A 17,572-nucleotide genomic window follows, 5' to 3' on the forward strand; every position below is an offset into this window, starting at 1 on the left:
TTTGGTTTATAAAAAGGGATAAAACGTTTATTCCCGTGGTTTCCCGAGAACGCTACCAGGGGAGCTGCCATATCGTTCTTTAAACAGGTAGCAGAAATAGGAAACGGAATGAAATCCCAGCTTGTAAGCGATATCCCTTACGCTACCCGAGCGGTGTCTTAACATCATTTCGGCCACATATAGTTTGTGATCCATAATGTATTTTTTAGGAGTAACACCGTATAATTTTTTAACCCATCGAACCAGTGTGGCACTGCTCTGCGCCATTTCGGAAGAGATTTTCTGAACGGAAGGGATTTCATCTCCAATGTATTTGGAGACAACTTCCTCGAAGCGCCTGCGAAAAGCATCTTCGTATAAATGAGGTTTAGCCTCTTCCATCTGAATAACGGATGCCTGCGTTAGCCAGTCGGCAGTTACCTCCATAGAGCTATCTTTTAGTGAGGCGAGTTTTTCGACGGTTATACGCAGTAGTTCTGAAGCTACCGGGTAAATAATATAAGTGTTTGCCCCGGCCTGTAATGCCGATAAAAGAAGCGGCCCGGCACCGGTATCGGTAAGTACTGCAATAATGGCCTGATTTAACCTGGCATCGTTACGCACAGTACTTATAAATTGATTGATAGTTCCGGGCATGGAAAAGCCGATATCAATTAAAATGATATCCGGAACAACCGTCGTCAACTCCGGAACAACCGAGCTATTTCTGGCAAGCCTTACGGAAAAGCTATCGCCGAGCAGTCTTGATAAATAACTGCCTCTGGCGATGTTGCTATCCATAATGAGGATGTTTTTTTTGGAATATGAGCCTTTCAGTGCTGCGTGAGGCAAACTTAAGGTCAGACTTTTATTCATCACGATATCACAGGATTAGATTGTTAGCTATAGAAAATAACATCATACAACACAATAATGCGTATGTGCCAGTGAAAACATAAAGAAGGCTTAAGTTGGCAGATGCCCCGGAGACTATCATATATCACTTATCACACACACAAGATCATAGAACTACCAAATCATATTTATAGTAAAAAAATCATTTTATATAAAAAACCAATCAACAGATGTCAAAAAAATGACTTTACAACAGGTACTATAATAGCAGAAATTATATATAAGGCAGCGGCTGGGCGAGGGCCATCTGCACGGGTGAGAATACTATTTCTGCAGGCAACAACCTATATTACAAATCTAAAATATACATCATCAATAGTCTTTAGATTTTCATTCAAAAAGTATAAAAAAAACAACTAATAATTATTAAAATAAAATGATTACTGATTAAATCTTTATACTTCACTATAAATATTCAGTTATAAAAAGGTGTAGTAAGTGTTATATCCGGCGAAACAAAAATCACATCAACCGGCCGTCCCTTTCCCTGTAATGTAACCGCCGGCATGGGCAGTATGTTACCAGCAGATTTACCAAACATCCGAATGGTGTATACATTATCCTTTGCAGACGCCGCTATTATGAAATTATGGCTGAGCTTTGTATAATTAGTAGTACCCGTGTATTTGCGGTGTTGTATAAACAGGGGTTCTTCACCCGTTGGAAATGAATATTGCCGGCTTTCCTGTTTCGAAAGCAGAGACCGGTTCCATAGTTCATGATCTTTGACAAAATAAAGCAAACTCTCCTCCCCCATAAGCATCGCAAACAGGCTTGCATGGTAAACGGCCGAAGAAGGGGTTAGCGTGTCATTGGTAAGTAATAGCTGCGACATTCCCGACAGCCTCATCGATGTGATGATTTTTAATTCCGGGTTGGTTTTATCGCTAAACACAGCGCAGCCTTCATATGGAACTGCCGCCTTTAACCCCAGATATAGGAGCGACTTATTGTTACCACAGGCGGGCATTGCGCTCTTGGCGTCATCTAAAAATGGTGTTAGCATAGTAGCAGTACCTTCGCTCGTAACAAAGCAGCTATTCCTCTGATCAAAAAAAACAGGTCGCTGCGACCAATATGTCATATAGAATTTTGAAAGCGAATACGCTGTTCCTCTATTATCCAGCAACTGTTGATATCCGAACTTTCCTGTGTTTATCGATCTGCTGTATAAAGTATGCAGCCTGCCATTGTTCACCAGGAAATAAGAATGAAGAGAATAAAATACGCGTTGTAATTTTCGTTCAACCGGGGGTTCAAAAAAAAGGCTGTCATATTTATTAATAATGGAACCGTTATTCAAATCCAGTACCACGGCATCGTTTTCAGACAAAGCCATCAATGCGCGTGTATTATAGTACGCTTCGTTAACAGTTGTACTATAAGAAGGCATCAGCGCCAGAGAAGCCGCCTGCCCGTCCAGATGCTGTCCGTTTACTGTATACAACACCTCTTCTATTCTGCCCGAAGGCACAATGGTTTCCGGTGTAGGAAAGAAATCGATATCTGTACTGCCACCATTATCTTTCAATACATACCATCCCTGTGAGAAGTTAGTATTCACCAGCAACGTCAGGTTTACGGTTGTGGCAGCCAGTGTTTTGGTATTCGTGGCCGAAAAAATCAGCGTCCATACGCCGGATCCCAGTGTCACCCGGCAACACAATTGCCTTGAATGCGAAATAGTGTCCATTGTTTCAGGCTCCGCCGGGATGTTTTTATTCAAGCTCCAGCTATATGCAAAAGCTGTATCCGGGGAAGTGGAAAATATCTGTGGATCGATACAAAGACTATCGCCCCGGAAAACGGAGTATAGCGTTTGAATTCCCCCTACTGTTACTTGTTCACGGGCCTGGTAATGGTAGTTGCCCATATCTTTTAAACAGGCCGGGAAACAAACCAGCAACAGAAACGTTGTGAACAGACAGGCTACAGGTAGTATAATTTGTTCTTTTCTCATGTAATTCAGTTATGGAAACACAACAAGTTCACCATCCTCATCGGTTAACGGAAAGTCGGGATGGCTGGCATTATAAGCGGTGAGCAGCGTTTTCAGTTGATTACGCAATAAGGTTGCCCCGCTCTGATTTTGCCACGTGAACTGCGACATAAAATCCTGATCCCATCTTTCTCCTGTCTGGCTAATCATAAAACGGTGTTTTACCTGGCTGTATTTCCCCCATAAAAGCTGAACCGCATAGTTATCCCATGAAGCAGGCTGCCGCAGCTGATTACTTAACTCAAGCCGGCGCCAGGTATAAGCAGTCTCACCAGGCAGAAACCAATTGTTGGCGATCACTGTAAATTGCAATACAACGTCATCGTTATTGAGAGAGGGATGACGGTATACAATGATGGGAACGCGGGCGTGGGTTTGCCCGGCTTTAATAATATAGTCCGTTTTTAAAGAGGCATCAAAACTCCTGTACTGTATCTCAGGCAGCGCGTTCTTACTTCCCGGCACCATTACCTGCTTTAGTAAAAACGGCCGGTCAACAGACGCGACTGCACCCAGGATATATATATCGAAGTAAACGGTATCAGATACTACACTGGCAGCATAATAAGCAAAAGAATAAGTTTTTGCAGTATCCATCATTTGCCGGCTAACATTATACAGGTATTGTTCCGGGGGGCCAAACTGAATAAAGTCTGCACCGTTATAAAGATGATATTGTTCACGCCGGCACGAAAGCATCAACACAGCCAACAGCACAGATATTACGGGTCTTACAACCATTGCATTCACATTTTTTTAATTATGGATATTGTTCTGATTCCGGTAACGGTACCTGGTAAGCGATGGCAGCAGCCGGATCGTTCCAGATGATAGCAGCATGATCTTCACTTATCCGCTTGTAAGCGTAAAACGACTGTCCCTCTGCAAAAAATTCCCTATGATATTCCCTGGCAAGCACACGTTGTTTATCGGCCTGGTTAACAGGCAGCACGTCGGGCGCCAGATTTCTGGCGGCCCTGAACTGGTTCCATATCCTGTTGGCCTCTGCGGGCGGGGCTGTTTCTGCTGCCACCAGGTACATTTCACTCACCCGCAGCAAGGGTATGAGGTTACGACCCAAACGACCTGTACCCTGCTGCGGAGCGGATGCATATTTTAAAACCGTGTAAGCATTACTTGACGCCTGTTTCCACAGCAGACGCTCTCTGATATCTGTACCTGTGTTACCATATAACTGGCTGGTAACAATAGCTGCATTGGTCCCTTTTTTTAGTTTGCCGTTTCCAAATACGGCACCCCAGGCATCAGTGATATTCACATCGTATAACCCAAACATTTGCTCTGTCACCATATTCATATCGGCTAAAACAAATGATGCCGCAGTGCCCAAAGGAAACTTGTGGCGGCCATCATCGTTCCTGGCATCCACGACTACTCTTGCACAGGCGAGTGCAGACGTGTTGTCTCCCGCCCACAAGTACGCTCTTGCCTGTAATCCCTTAATGGCATAATAATTCATCCGGATAAAGCGGCAGGTTAAAAAATCATCTGCCACACCCGGTAAGCTGGCAGCTTGCCCGCCGGATAACTGGGCCTGTGAATAATGGATAAACGGATCCACTTTTTCTGAGAGCCCTGCAGCATCGGATAAGTCGGACAACAACGCCTTCATGTAGGCATCACAGGATATATGCACGCGACTGGCTGCGGTTAAGTTGGTCACGTAAGGCAATACCGGCCTGCTATCTGCTTTCCCGGGTTCGGGCCCGAAAATACGCAGCACATCGAAATGACAGAAAGCCCTGAGTGCCAGGCATTCCGACCGGATGGTGTTATACATTTCAACAGTGCTGAATACCTGTTTCCGTTCATCAATATGGGCCAGTATTTCATTGATGGCAGCGATAGCCCCGTATAAACCTTCAAAAACCCGCTTAAAAACAGATTGTACTCCGGTATTGCTGAAATCCCGCATTCCCAGACTTTTTTCCACGGAAGGGGCAGCGGTATCCCAGGAATTCATCAGGAATTCCATTTCGCCATAGCTCATAGCGCGGCCATAGAGTGAAGCTGCAGTAAGCCTGCCATAGACATCTGTTAATGCTTTTTTGAAACCGGCTTCGGAGGCAAACTGTACATCGGCACTTACATCTACCCTGGGTTCCGTGGTCATCCATTTTTTACAGGATACCAGGTTCAGGCAAGTGAGCAACAGGTAAACTACAGCAGTGATTCTCATCTTCATTGTATATTGTATTTACAGGGAGGCGGCAATGGAAAAGGTGAACTGACGGGAGAATGGATAATTAATCCCTCTTTCACGGTGTACATCCGATGCATAAAAAATGTTATCAACTGTCATTGAAAAAGACAATTCATTACAACCCAGTTTTCCCGAAAGTGTGTGCGAAGCTTTGTACATGACATGCAGGCTGGCTGCTTCAACAGTAGTTTCATTAAACATAAAACGCGAAGAGGCGTAAGAAGGTGTAGTAACAAGCAGGCTTTTAAAGGCGGCGTAATCACCCGGCTTTTCCCAACGGCCCTGTAAAGCCCTGGCATCAACATTATAATATAATCCCGCATTTTCTACTTTGCCTATCAATGTCTGATTGTACAGCTGGCCTCCCAACCTGTACCGCAGGATAAGAGAAGCCGACAGCCCGGCATAGGTAAATACAGAGCTTATACTTCCTCTGAATTTCGGCTCGCCTCTTCCTGCTGGCTGTACGTATGTGCCATCCCAACCCGATACAGGATCGCCATTATTATTGCGGAACCATTCCTTGCCGGTAGCGGGATCAATTCCCATAGATGGTACGAGCCACATGGTATATACAGCATATCCCTGTTTGTATAAACGCACCGGTGTAGTTGAAGGCGTAAGCTGCATTTTCTGCTGTGCCTGCTCCAATGCCGGAGAAATGGCTATAATTTTATTCTGGTTATGCGTTAGCCCCGCGGCAATACGCCAGCTGTAATTTTTGCTTTTGTTATGCAGGAACTGCCAATCAACTGTGCACTCCAGGCCTTTATTGCTGATTGTTCCATCGTTGCCTATGTACCCCGGAAATCCACCCGAAGCGGGCAAGCTAATAAAAGAGATAAGTCCTTCCGTTGTTTCCTGATAAACATCGCCTGTTATTTGAAGATTGTTACCGAATAACACCATCTCCATCCCGGCGTTGTATTTTTTTTGCTGCTGCCATTTCAAGTCATCGTTCCCTAAAGTTATCAGTCGACTGCCGGGCCAGGCATAATATGCATTGTTGTAGTACTTGTAAGTTTTCAGAGACTGGTAAGGCTGAAACCGGCATGCACCGGTAAGGCCATATGAAAAACGCAACACGAATTTGTTGACGGCAGAAAATTGGCGGAAGAACTGTTCCTGATGCAGATTCCAACCTATTCCCGCCGACCAGAAAGCTGCGAACCGGTTATGTAAACCAAACTGTGAATTGCCATCTACACGAATAGACAGATCTGCAAAGTACCGGTTGCGGTATGCATAATTAGCGGTTGCAATAAACGCAGCAGCACGTTCGAAAGATTCTTCTACCAGCTGCCTGCCCTGTTGCAACCTTTGCACGATAGTAGTTATGGAATCAATGGAAGGAAGGAGTAGCCGTACCACTGCTACGCTATCCGTATGGCTGCTCTGTTGCCTTACGCTTACCTGTAGGCCTGCATTTATACGGTTTTTTACTTTATGATTATCATAATGAATACTTACAGCAGCATCATATTGTAACAAACAACTGCTGTTATAGCTATAATCACTTTCCCGAAATATATTGGATGTAAAGCGCCTTGTGCCGGTGAAAGGCATTAAACTGCTGCCCGACTCTGAGCCCCTGTTAGCTGCAACCTGTGCTTTACAGGTAAAAAAGGAATCCAGGTTATAACACAACTTCAGGTTTTGAATGAATGTATAGTTGATAGCATGGTTAAAAGCGTATAAAGCAGCATCATATAAGGGATTGGCGGGAACCGCAAAACCAGTAGGGGCCATTTCCGGATTGCCTAACTGCCGCAATGGAAACCCATTATCATCGAAAGGTGCCCAGTAGGGATTCATTTTAACGTAGGTATTAAAGCTGCCATAGGGTGTGTTTCTGCTGTTGGTGGAAGACCAGTGTGTCAGTGTCCATAGTTGCCATTTACCATGTTGAAAATTTATTTTAACATCACCGCCCAGGTTTTTGCGGGAAGAGGCTTTCATTACACCCTGCACATCATTTAACTGTAATGTTGTTATAAAGGAGAATAGGGGGCCTTTGTGATCAAAGCTCATACTCAGTTTTTTTCCGATAGCATTCCGGAGTGGCAAGGCCAGCCAATCTGTTTCTACCCCACGCGTCATGTCGTGCATTAAAAAATTATAATAGTTCTTCAATTTAATATCCTGGGAAGAAGACGACGACGAGTACATTCCTGCCTTCCTCTCCAGCGAAAGTTTATCGCGTGTCCTCATCATATTATAAGAGCTGATATCGGGTGATTGTATTACGGTATTGTATTTAACAGCTATTTTGGTTTTACCCGGAGTGTTGCTCTCGCCCGGCAGTTTTGTTTTAATGGCAATTACTCCATTGGCACCCTGCGAACCGTAGATAGCAGTGGCTGCCGCATCCTTTAATATAGTCACGGAAACTATCTGCTCCTGGCTCATATCTATTACACGCTGCACAGAGGTTTCAAAGCCATCTACCAGGATCAACGGCGTGTTCATGCCGGTATTGGCTTCGTTCGACAGCTCATTTACATTGGGAATACTTGCATTACCCCTGATCTGTAATTCGGGCAAGTAGTTGGGATCTGATCCCCATGTATTGTTTTCGATAATGTTGAGAGACGGGTTGAGGTTATGCAACGACAGGAAAAGGTTACGGTTACCGGCCCTGTTCAACTCGTCTGCCCCAATGCTCACTGCCGCCCCGGTATAAGTTTCTTTTCTTTTTTTAAACAACCCGGTTTCTACGACAACATCTTGCAGTAGACCTATTTTGTCCTGTAGTGTAACAACAACCTTCTGATTGTCGGAGACCTGTATTCTTTTATCAGCATATCCATTGCAGGAAATGAGGAGACTAACCTGTTGTTCCTGCCTTTTTGTATAAATAGTAAAACGGCCGTTGTTATCGGAGACGGCCTGGATGCCCGTTCCGGTTATGTGAACAGAAGCCATTACCACAGGTTCGCCGGATGCGTTTATTATAATACCCGAGATACTAAATCCACTGGTTTTTGCCGGCGCGGCCGATGCATCTCTGGGCGGCACTTTTGTTTTCCCTGTAACAATGATAAGCTTCCCTATCAGCCGGTAAGTAAGTCCCAAAGGCGTAAGCACTTGTTCCAATACGGCATTAAGGGACAGTTTTTTTGCGCGGACAGAGACGAGCGCCTGGCCTTGCAGCTGCATTTCATTCCAGAGTACAGAATACCCTGTCTGAGTTTTTACCTGGTTAAGGACAAGTTCCAATGGCATATTAGATTCCGTTAAATCAATCGTTTGAGATAACGATCTTACGTGGATCATAAAGCATAGCAACATAAAAGAGAATATTGGCCTCATAGCAGTAGGATTAAGCCATCATTTTATCGGGGGAGAAATGAAAACTACCTTGGTTTGCCGGCGGATATCAGTAAATGATTATTAACAATTTTAGAATGTATGCCAAAGCTTTCCAGGGCTGTCATAAGATCGGCCAGTGGAATATCCTGACTCAGGGAGCCTCCCAGTTTAATCTCATGTAAAGAAGACTCCGCATCCACTTCAACGTTTATGTTGTACCATCGTTCAATTTGCCTGCCGAGCGCTTCAATGGTTATTCCTTTGAAATTAAATAAACCTTTTGTCCAGGCCACTGCACCAGCGGTATCCACTCCTTTCAATAAAGTGAGGCCCGCCGGCGTTTTGTTATTTGCAATCGCCTGCTCGCCGGGATGCATCACAACATTCCTTTCTCCTTTTACCAGTTTTATTTTTCCATTGATGAGCGTGGTAACATGGGCAGGTTCGTTTAGGTAGGCATTTATATTAAAGCAGGTTCCCAGCACCTGCACAACAATTCCACTGCCTGTTTGTACGCTAAACGCATTTTGCGCCACAGGATTCACATCAAAGAACGCTTCTCCGGCAACAGTCACTGCGCGTTTGGCATTATTGCCAAAACCCTGGAAGGAAACGGCAGAAGCCGCATTAAGCCAGACTTTTGTACCATCGGGCATTACAAGACTGAACTGACGTCCGCGCGGTGTTGTTACGGTATATTGGACGTTACTTAAATCACCGGATACGGAACGCCTGTTAAAGTAGAGTACACCGTGCTTCATATTTATTTCTACGTCATTACTTATAAAAGAAGTATCCTTCAACTGTTTATCGAATACTACCTGCCTTCCGGGAGGTAGAGTAAGGATAGCCCCATATCTCCTTTCGGGTATATCGGAATTCACCTGTTGCACGTACCGTTGAACAGGCAGGTTGCCCTGGCGGAATATAGCAACAGCTGCGGCTACAACTAATATAGCAGCTGCTACAGCATACATCCACCGGTACATTCTTATGTTACCTCCCGGCTTTTTTTGACGGGTATCCGTTTTTTTTAACTGTTGAATAGCCTGTAGTATCTCGTTTGAAGTACGTTCATCGAGGTGTTCGGGATAATCCTGCTGCTGCTCCAATAATTGTTGCAGAAACTGTTCTATATATTGTTGATGCTGGCCGCTACGGATAAGTGCAAATAACTCCTGCCGTTGCTGTTCATTAAGCGTTTTATTAAAATATCCCCATAGTAAAGCTTCCAATTGGTTCTGCTGCATACAATTATATCGCGTTTAGGAACAATATTAATATGAGACAACGCAAAAAGAAAAATGGGTTAGTAACCAGAAAAAAAATTATCGGCTCCCATGGGTACCAATCAGTACCATAGCTACCATAAGTGCTGAATCGCCAAGGAAGCGTGATATTAAAAAGGCTCTTACCGAACGGTTTGCCTGTGCAAGATGATATTTCACAGTTTCGGGAGAAACCTTAAGAAGCGCTGCGGCCTCCTCCCGTTTTTGTCCCTGCTGCTTAATGAGAATGAACACCTGGCGTTGCCGCTCGGGCAATTGATCAAGGGCCTGCTGTAAAAAACGCCGGTATTCTCTTTCTGTAATCTTTGTATCAGGCAGGATATCTTCTATATGAAAGCTGTTTTCCAGGTATTCGCCGAGCTTATCATTCATTGCAATTTTTTTCAGTGCATTGTACACATGATTACGGGTAGCTGTATACAGGTACGATTTGAAATGACTTAACTCCGAAAGCGTATCCCGGCGCAGCCATATCCTTAAAAACACATCCTGCACAATATCTTCCGCCTGCATCTGGGATTCTGTCATGCGTAATGCTATGGCGTATACTTTATCTTTATATAGTGTGAATAAGCCTGCAAAAGCCTCCTCGTTACCGGAGGAAACAGCACGCAACAGATCAGATTCATTTTTATAGACTATACTCAAAATTTATAGCACATTTATGGGGTACGAGCAGACTAAGTTACTACCCATTACCAAAAAAAGGTCAACGATGTGCTTTAGACCGGAAAGATTGCAACATCCCGCCCCAGGCCGCACTGTCAAATAGTTAATTCAGGAAACAGCCCCTGGTATTTATTTTATATTTATAATATTTATAACGCATTCACTTTAAGAGTTATGCCATGGTGTATTGTATCCCCATAAATTTATTGATAATATTTGTCATTCCCGGTTAGCGTTTCTGGCCTGTCAAAGAAAAGACGGGAACCGCCATTTGCGGGTAAAGGCAATGATCCTGATGCCGGAAATGAAGATGATACAAATAACTTCTACTACTGTTTTATCTACTACCGGCAGTAAAACGAAATATAATATTCCTCCGGCAATACTGGGAGTGGCATAAATTTCTGTTCTGAAAAGTGTGGGGATCTGGTTGAGTAATACATCTCTGACAACACTACCAAAGCAGCCGGTAACGGTACCTAATACAACACATACGGCGGGGTGGAGCGAGACAGATAATCCTTTCTGTAATCCAATAATGGTAAACAAGCCAAGTCCTATTGCATCAAAGAGAAATAAGGTAATCTTGTAGTCTCTTACTTTCTTTCTGAAAATAATGGTAGCCGGCGTGGTTATCAAGATGACGCAGGGCAAGGTAAGATCGCGCATCCAGGTTACGGGAGTAACGCCAATGAGAACGTCGCGGATAGTACCTCCTCCTGTGGCTGTGACAAAAGCAATTACCAGCACGCCGAGGATATCCAATCTTTTTTGCAAAGCAGAATAAACCCCTGAAACTGTGAAACTGATCGTACCCAGAATTTCAATGATAAAGCTGGCGCTAAAAGGCATCTCCTGTCGTTTTTCGCAAAGGTATTTTATTACAGTGTCAATTGCCATACATTCGCATCAATACTTATACCATGGGACTTGATTCCGTAGAGTTGGTTATGGAAGTTGAGAAAACTTTCAACATCAGTATCCCCGACGAGGAAGCATCACAATGCACTACCGTCGGAGAACTTCACGACACAGTGGCACGTCATCTTAATAATATCGGATCCCGGCAATGCGCCTCGCAACTACTTTTCTACCGGCTTCGTCGTGCATTGGGGGAATTAGCAGGCATGTCTCCTAAAGCGATTACTCCCGCCCATGTACCGGAGGAACTGTTCCCTAAAGACAATCGCCGCAAGATCTATAAAGAATTTGCTGCTAACCTAAACCTGCAGATGCCTCCACTCGATTTATCTGCCCCCTGGTCACAGCTACTAACATCCTTTGGGCTTCTGACTATTGGGGGTGGACTGGCACTGGCATTGATCCTCGTTAATTTCTATGACGTTTCAAAGTGGAGCTTGTTAATACCATTGGGAAGCATCGTAGTTATGCTGCTGCTTTCGCAGCTATTCAATCCATTCCGGAACGTAGTAGCGGCACCTACATTGAGAGAATTTACCGGAAAGGTACTGGTACTAAACTACGCAGCCCTTAAAAGAACAAATGGTGTTAACCGGAAAGAAATGGAATTAGTGATCAATCAAATTATAGCGGATAAAGCAGGATTTGAAATCGGGGAAATAGCCCCTCATCAAAAATTTGGTGATGACCTGGGGCTGGACTGATCCCTTATCGAAACAGTTCTTCGTTCTCCGATGCCAGCCAGCTGCCTTCTTTTATTTCTGCTTCCAGTTCGCCTTTATCCCATCCGCAATAACCGATAAAAATCCTGACATCTTTTTCCGTTATAGTCCCATTGTTGATATGAGTAACTGCCTGTTGAAAATTTCCTCCTATGAAAATATTGCCAGCAACCGGAACGCCATCAGCTACCAGGTCCGGTCTTCTATGAATAAAGAAAAGATGCTCCTGATCTGCAGGGCCGCCCTCATATAAGGGGAAAGGAAGGCATTTGTTAAACGCCTGCAGTTCATTTAGGCTACGTGGAAATAACCTGTTAACCACGAAGCCCATCGCTCCTTTTTCATTATACTCAGTGATGAATATGATTGTATTTTCGAAGAAATCACCTTCCAACAACTGTGTACTACGTAAAAAAGTTCCTGCATTCATAAGAGCTAAGTTAGCTTATAGTATTTCAAATACACCAACGGCCGCTAATGCGGCAGTTTTTCGCGTAACAGACCATATACCCAGGTTCCGGCAATAGCGCTCAGTAACACCACCACAATAACCGTAGCGCCTGTTCCTATCTGTGCAAACAAAGGTCCGGGGCATGCTCCTGTAAGGGCCCAGCCAGAGCCGAATATCAGTCCGCCGTAAACCTGTCCTTTGTTGAATTTCTTAGGTGTAAAACTAATTGATTGGCCATTGATGGTTTTTATTCCCAGCTTTTTAATAAACCAGACAGCAATCATTGCCACGGCAATAGCGCTTCCGATAACGCCATACATATGAAAAGACTGCAGGCGGAACATTTCCTGTATGCGGAACCAACTGACCACTTCTCCTTTCACGAATACAATCCCAAACAGCACTCCTGTTACAAGGTATTTCAGAAAATGGAACCATTTATGATCCGGAGTTCCGGCATCAGTAGTAGCTGAAGCCGTTGAACGGACTTCAAAATCATTATCAGCGATATTATGTTTAAGCATAGCCTGATTTTACAGGGAAAGAATAAAAGGTAATACCAGGTTTGCGACTATAAATCCCCCGGCCATAAAACAGATAGTAGCTACCAGTGAGGGCCATTGCAACGTTGAAATACCCATAATAGCATGCCCGCTGGTGCAACCGCCGGCATATCGTGTTCCAAAGCCAACAAGGAAGCCGCCTCCTATCATTAATAGCGCACCTCTAAGTGTAAGCAGAGATTGCCAGTTCATGATATCGCCCGGTACCAGGTTGTTATAATTGGTGATACCGTACCTGGCGAGTTCGTTCGACAATGCAGGATTTACTTCAACGGGTGCAGGATTTGCTAGGAAAGTTGACGCCAAAATACCCCCCAGGGCTATCCCTATTACAAATACAAGATTCCAGGTTTCTGCCTTCCAGTTGTACTTAAAGAACGGAATGCCTGCGGGAACACATGCAGCACAGATATGCCGTAATGTAGCGCTGATACCGAAGGAGCGGTTGCCCAAAAGCAAAAGCGCCGGAACGGTAAGCCCTATCAGGGGCCCGGTGATATACCAGGGCCAGGGCTGTTTCAATAATTCTATCATTGGTTTCTATTCAAATCTTTCTAAAACAACTTTGCCATAACCGCCGGAAGTGAATACAGGCCGCCGCATAACCGGCAGCCTGTATTCACTTGCCCGGAATGCATCAATTGACAGTTGCTGTCATGCTTACACTTGTTTTCATGGAATTGGTAACAAGACAGCCGGCCTTTGCTTTCTCCAATACACGCATCGCCTTTTCTTTATCCGCTTCCGGATCCGTGAGCTTCACATCGGGATACATTTCCGCTTCCGTAACCAGGTACCTGCCTTCTACCATCTCTAATTTAGCAACTGTTCTGCAATTAAACCTGTCGACAGGCAGCTTGAAATTAGAAGCTATTGCCAGAAAAGTGGCCATATAACAACTATTGATAGCTGCTACAAATAAATGTTCCGGCGACCAGATGCCGGGAACGCCGTTGGGAAATTCAGGCGGCGTAGCGCATTCAATTGTCTTGCTTAGAACAGGGCTTGATAATTCACCAATCCTTCCTTCTTTCCACGTGATGTTCACTTCGTAAAAATGTTCCTGTGCCATAGTTTTATATTTGAGCCGGCAAAATGCAGCAATTAAAAAACCTGTACAGTCACTTTTGTTACACAAGCATTATTTTATTCCTGCCTAACTGAACCACCTGGCTCTCTTCCAGTTGCTTCAATAATCTGGATACAACTACACGCGCTGTTCCCAGTTCGTTGGCCAGCTGCTCATGTGTAATGAAAATGGTTCGGCTTTGGGTAAGTTCAGCCTTTTTACGCAGCAACGCCAACAAACGTTCATCTACTTTTTTAAAGGCAATGGCATTAACAATATTCAACAGCTCTTCAAAACGCATATGGTATAAACGGAAGATATAATCCAGCCATTGGGGATATTCTTTTATGAGAAGGGCGATCTTGTCTACCGGCAGGAAAAGGATCTCTGCCTCTTCTTCCACTTCAGCCTTTACCTTGCTGGTATCATTGTGCAGCCCGCCCAGAAACGACATGATACAGCTTTCTCCTGCCTTGATATAATAAAGGAGAATTTCCCTTCCGTCCTGCTCAGTACGGATCACCTTTATCATTCCGCTGGTAACAATAGGGATAGAGCGGATAGAAGCATTTTCATTAAGGATAACGCTGCCGGCTTCATAATGCTTAATAACGCTGTACTGGTACAGCTTTTCTACCAGTTCGGGAGATGATCTGAATTCAACGATCTGTTCCAGGCTTTCCATCTCTAAAGATACCGCTTTGATCAGGATAAACGCAGGCAGGAGATATAGGTTTCAATGTTTCACACATCGAATACCCGGCAAAAATATAGAGCCACCTGAACAGGCGGCTCCTCAATTAAACCTCTATTGATTATTGCCTATGCACTAACAATTGGGATACTAACAACTATGAATTGCAATATCCAACCTTGTCTTTTACATGTCGGGGGAGATATTCGTCTAATTGAGGGGACAAATTACAAAAGCGCGATCGGCCAAGGTTGCTGCTACACGAGATAGCAGATAGCTGGTGTCAATTAACAGCCAGTTCCAGCAAAAGCGTTTCAAAAGCAATTACCGCCTTCTTCTTATAAATGCCTGCCAGTGTTATCATCACTGCCTGCCTCACCATCTTGTTCCCTTCAATAGGAACAGCTTTCAGCGAATGCTGCCCCGGAACAGGCGTCTGCGCCTGAACAGTAGTCTGGGTAAGAATAGTATGCCAGTTCCCGGTTCTTGCCAGGTCAAGCAAAGTAGGAATATCGTTTATTTCAATAGCGATATTCGGCTTCAGATGCTGACGGGCAAACACCGTATCTACAAACTTCCGCGTACTGTATCCCTGGGCCGGTAAGATCAGCGACAGCTTGGCTACTTCCTTAAGCGAAATACTTTCTCTTTGCGCCAAAGGAGAATGAGCCGCCACAATCAAGGACATAGTGGCATAAAATAACAGCTGGTATTCCAGGTTAGGCAGATCCGTATCGTCCTGGAAACACACCGCAAAATCCAGTTCCTGGTTTTGTAGTTTCTCCAGGATCTCTTCTGAGGTCCCAAAAAATATACGGATCGTAATACCCGGAAACTGCTTCGCAAACTTGTTCACCGACGGAATGACAAGCCCCCGTAGCCCATAGGTAAGCCCTACTACCAGGTGACCGGTATTCAGGTTGCTGAGATCATCCAGCAGGCGAAGCCCGTCACGCGCTGCATTTACGGTTCTCGCAGCATAGGCCGCAAATAAATGCCCCGCTTCAGTAAGCCTGATCCGCTTGCCTATCCTGTCGAACAAAGGCACTCCCACCTCATCCTCCAGCTGCTTGACCTGTTGTGACAGCGTACTCTGGCTGATGTGCAGATGGTTGGCTGCTTCTGTAAAATTGAGTAACTCTTTCGCTTTTAAGAAATAGTTGAGCTGACGAAGTTCCATGATTGCAAATCGGTTTTATCGATTGATTCAATAGAAAAATACCCTTTTACAAATTTAGACTTAAACGAGAACTTTACGGTTTACAAAGTCTACCAGAGCGGCATGAAAATAAGTTCTTTAAGGACACCTATTTATTCAGGAAGGAAGCAATCATTTACAGAAGTAACGGAAGAAGCGCTTACAGAAAGGATTGCTGTCATAGGAAACAGTGAAGCGGCACCCCCCATAGAAGAAAAGACGGGCAGGGGTGAAAGCCGTTACCGCAGAATACGGTTCTGTATTTTTCTTTCAGGCGTATCTGTATTTGCACAGTTATATGCTTTTCAACCACTTTTATCACAGGTTTCGTCGTATTTCGGACGCTCTGCAGCCGTCAGCAGCTTAACGGTTTCTTCTTCTACCTTGGGAATGGCTACCGGATTGTTATTCTTTGCATTTATGGCAGATAATTTTTCAAGGAAAGGCTTAATGGTGTTTTCTCTTTTCAGCTCTGCCGCACTTACGCTCTTATCTCCCTTACTGCCTAACTATCCGTTGCTGGTGTTATTCATTTTCCTGAAAGGAGTTTGTGTTTCCGGAGTATCGGCAGTAGCCCTGGCTTATCTGGCCGAGGAAGTTTCGGCTGTCACCATTGGAGCCGCTATCAGTTTTTATCTCGCAGGCAATACCTTCGGGGGCATGGCCGGCAGGATCATTGCAGCACTAATAGCAGGCTGGGTGGGATGGAAATGGGCCATTTTCAGTATTGGCATCATAGGACTCATATGTGCCGTGATCTTTGTTTACAAGTTCCCCGCCTCCCGTTTTTTCAATTCCTGCCGGGTTCCTTTCCGGGATAAACGCCGGCAAATGAAGCAGCTGTTCATGAACAAAACACTGCTGGGGTTATACGCGATCGCAGCATGCTTACTCGGCTGTTTTGTAAGTGTTTACAACTATCTAGGTTTCCGCCTCGAAGCCGCCCCTTTTCACCTTCCCCACTACCTTATTGCAGCTATCTTCCTGATGTATTCTTTTGGTATTGCAGGAAACATACTGGCCGGCAAACTGTCCGACAGGTTCTCGTCACGGAATATGTTAAGTATGTTCATTCTGCTCGTTGTAACGGGATTATTGCTGATGATGACGCCATATCTCATACTCATCATTCCGGGACTGGCACTTTTCACGCTATCATTTTTCAGCGCTCAAACCATGGCAGGCAGGCAGGTAACTGTATTGGCTCCTGCAGCACGAACTTCAGCAACTGCATTATATTGGCTGTTTTATTATGTCGGATCCAGCACCATTGGCAGTTTCAGCGGCGTTTTTATTGACAAAGGCAACTGGAATGGCTTCTTCGGTGCGCTACTCCTATTCAGCGGGCTTTCGTTTGTATTGGCGCTCAGAGGCCGGCTTAATAAGGCATAAGACATTGCCTGAAGAACTTTTGTCTGGCATTTCCTGACTGTTGGTTTAAGAAGGGAGGACTGTATCTTCGATATCGTCCTTCTTTCTTTTTGTAAAGGTGCTGCTCTCCACCGGCCCAAACTGAATGAATTTAAACTTCGTATAATACTAAAGCGACAGGAAAGCTAATCGTTCG

The 17,572-nt window shown here is 44.6% G+C and carries 16 protein-coding genes; 2 read left to right on the forward strand and 14 right to left on the reverse strand.

Going from position 1 to position 17,572, the window contains the following annotated elements; all coding sequences use genetic code 11:
* Nucleotides 1-27: 27 nt before the first annotated feature.
* The 8 genes from ESB13_RS22010 to ESB13_RS22045 all read right to left on the reverse strand — a co-directional run bounded on the left by ESB13_RS22010 (nucleotide 28) and on the right by ESB13_RS22045 (nucleotide 11,287).
* Nucleotides 28-780: a helix-turn-helix domain-containing protein gene (locus ESB13_RS22010; protein ID WP_164974310.1), complete on the reverse strand. Its 753-nt coding sequence runs from the start codon at nucleotides 778-780 to the stop codon at nucleotides 28-30.
* A 529-nt stretch (nucleotides 781-1,309) separates the two neighbouring features.
* A complete protein-coding gene (locus ESB13_RS22015) occupies nucleotides 1,310-2,854 on the reverse strand; it encodes a PKD-like family lipoprotein (RefSeq protein ID WP_129005921.1) in 1,545 nt (514 codons plus the stop codon).
* Between the two features lie 9 nt (nucleotides 2,855-2,863).
* A complete protein-coding gene (locus tag ESB13_RS22020; protein ID WP_129005923.1) occupies nucleotides 2,864-3,634 on the reverse strand; it encodes a DUF4843 domain-containing protein in 771 nt (256 codons plus the stop codon).
* Between the two features lie 19 nt (nucleotides 3,635-3,653).
* A complete protein-coding gene (locus ESB13_RS22025) occupies nucleotides 3,654-5,099 on the reverse strand; it encodes a RagB/SusD family nutrient uptake outer membrane protein (protein WP_129005925.1) in 1,446 nt (481 codons plus the stop codon).
* 12 nt (nucleotides 5,100-5,111) lie between these two features.
* On the reverse strand, nucleotides 5,112-8,429 hold the full coding sequence (locus ESB13_RS22030) for a SusC/RagA family TonB-linked outer membrane protein (protein WP_129005927.1): 3,318 nt from the start codon (nucleotides 8,427-8,429) through the stop codon (nucleotides 5,112-5,114).
* A gap of 44 nt (nucleotides 8,430-8,473) precedes the next feature.
* On the reverse strand, nucleotides 8,474-9,679 hold the full coding sequence (locus ESB13_RS22035; RefSeq protein ID WP_129005929.1) for a FecR family protein: 1,206 nt from the start codon (nucleotides 9,677-9,679) through the stop codon (nucleotides 8,474-8,476).
* A 78-nt stretch (nucleotides 9,680-9,757) separates the two neighbouring features.
* Entirely contained in the window at nucleotides 9,758-10,366 is a 609-nt protein-coding gene (locus tag ESB13_RS22040; protein ID WP_164974311.1) for an RNA polymerase sigma factor, read from the reverse strand.
* A 267-nt stretch (nucleotides 10,367-10,633) separates the two neighbouring features.
* Entirely contained in the window at nucleotides 10,634-11,287 is a 654-nt protein-coding gene (locus ESB13_RS22045) for a trimeric intracellular cation channel family protein (RefSeq protein WP_246022656.1), read from the reverse strand.
* Here ESB13_RS22045 and ESB13_RS22050 point away from each other — a divergent pair.
* Complete coding sequence (locus tag ESB13_RS22050) at nucleotides 11,281-12,012, forward strand: phosphopantetheine-binding protein (protein ID WP_246022657.1); 732 nt, start codon at nucleotides 11,281-11,283, stop codon at nucleotides 12,010-12,012. The two genes, ESB13_RS22045 and ESB13_RS22050, sit on opposite strands and share 7 nt — an antisense overlap.
* Before the next feature lie 4 nt (nucleotides 12,013-12,016).
* On the opposite strand, the gene ESB13_RS22055 is transcribed toward ESB13_RS22050, so the two are convergent.
* From ESB13_RS22055 to ESB13_RS22080, 6 genes are all read right to left on the reverse strand, one after another.
* The gene (locus ESB13_RS22055; protein ID WP_129005933.1) at nucleotides 12,017-12,460 is read right to left on the reverse strand and encodes a YqgE/AlgH family protein; all 444 of its coding nucleotides are present in this window, start codon (nucleotides 12,458-12,460) and stop codon (nucleotides 12,017-12,019) included.
* Between the two features lie 44 nt (nucleotides 12,461-12,504).
* Complete coding sequence (locus tag ESB13_RS22060; RefSeq protein ID WP_129005935.1) at nucleotides 12,505-13,005, reverse strand: DUF6691 family protein; 501 nt, start codon at nucleotides 13,003-13,005, stop codon at nucleotides 12,505-12,507.
* Nucleotides 13,006-13,014: 9 nt separating this feature from the next.
* The gene (locus ESB13_RS22065; RefSeq protein WP_129005937.1) at nucleotides 13,015-13,578 is read right to left on the reverse strand and encodes a YeeE/YedE family protein; all 564 of its coding nucleotides are present in this window, start codon (nucleotides 13,576-13,578) and stop codon (nucleotides 13,015-13,017) included.
* A gap of 103 nt (nucleotides 13,579-13,681) precedes the next feature.
* Nucleotides 13,682-14,116, reverse strand: coding sequence for an OsmC family protein (locus ESB13_RS22070; RefSeq protein WP_129005939.1), 435 nt, complete (start codon nucleotides 14,114-14,116; stop codon nucleotides 13,682-13,684).
* Between the two features lie 58 nt (nucleotides 14,117-14,174).
* The gene (locus tag ESB13_RS22075) at nucleotides 14,175-14,798 is read right to left on the reverse strand and encodes a Crp/Fnr family transcriptional regulator (RefSeq protein ID WP_129005941.1); all 624 of its coding nucleotides are present in this window, start codon (nucleotides 14,796-14,798) and stop codon (nucleotides 14,175-14,177) included.
* Between the two features lie 292 nt (nucleotides 14,799-15,090).
* Nucleotides 15,091-15,987: a LysR substrate-binding domain-containing protein gene (locus ESB13_RS22080; protein ID WP_129005943.1), complete on the reverse strand. Its 897-nt coding sequence runs from the start codon at nucleotides 15,985-15,987 to the stop codon at nucleotides 15,091-15,093.
* Nucleotides 15,988-16,089: 102 nt separating this feature from the next.
* Here ESB13_RS22080 and ESB13_RS22085 point away from each other — a divergent pair, with 102 nt between their 5' ends.
* Nucleotides 16,090-17,397, forward strand: coding sequence for an MFS transporter (locus ESB13_RS22085; protein WP_129005945.1), 1,308 nt, complete (start codon nucleotides 16,090-16,092; stop codon nucleotides 17,395-17,397).
* Nucleotides 17,398-17,572: the final 175 nt, after the last annotated feature.

Source organism: Filimonas effusa (assembly GCF_004118675.1).
GTDB lineage: Bacteria > Bacteroidota > Bacteroidia > Chitinophagales > Chitinophagaceae > Filimonas > Filimonas effusa.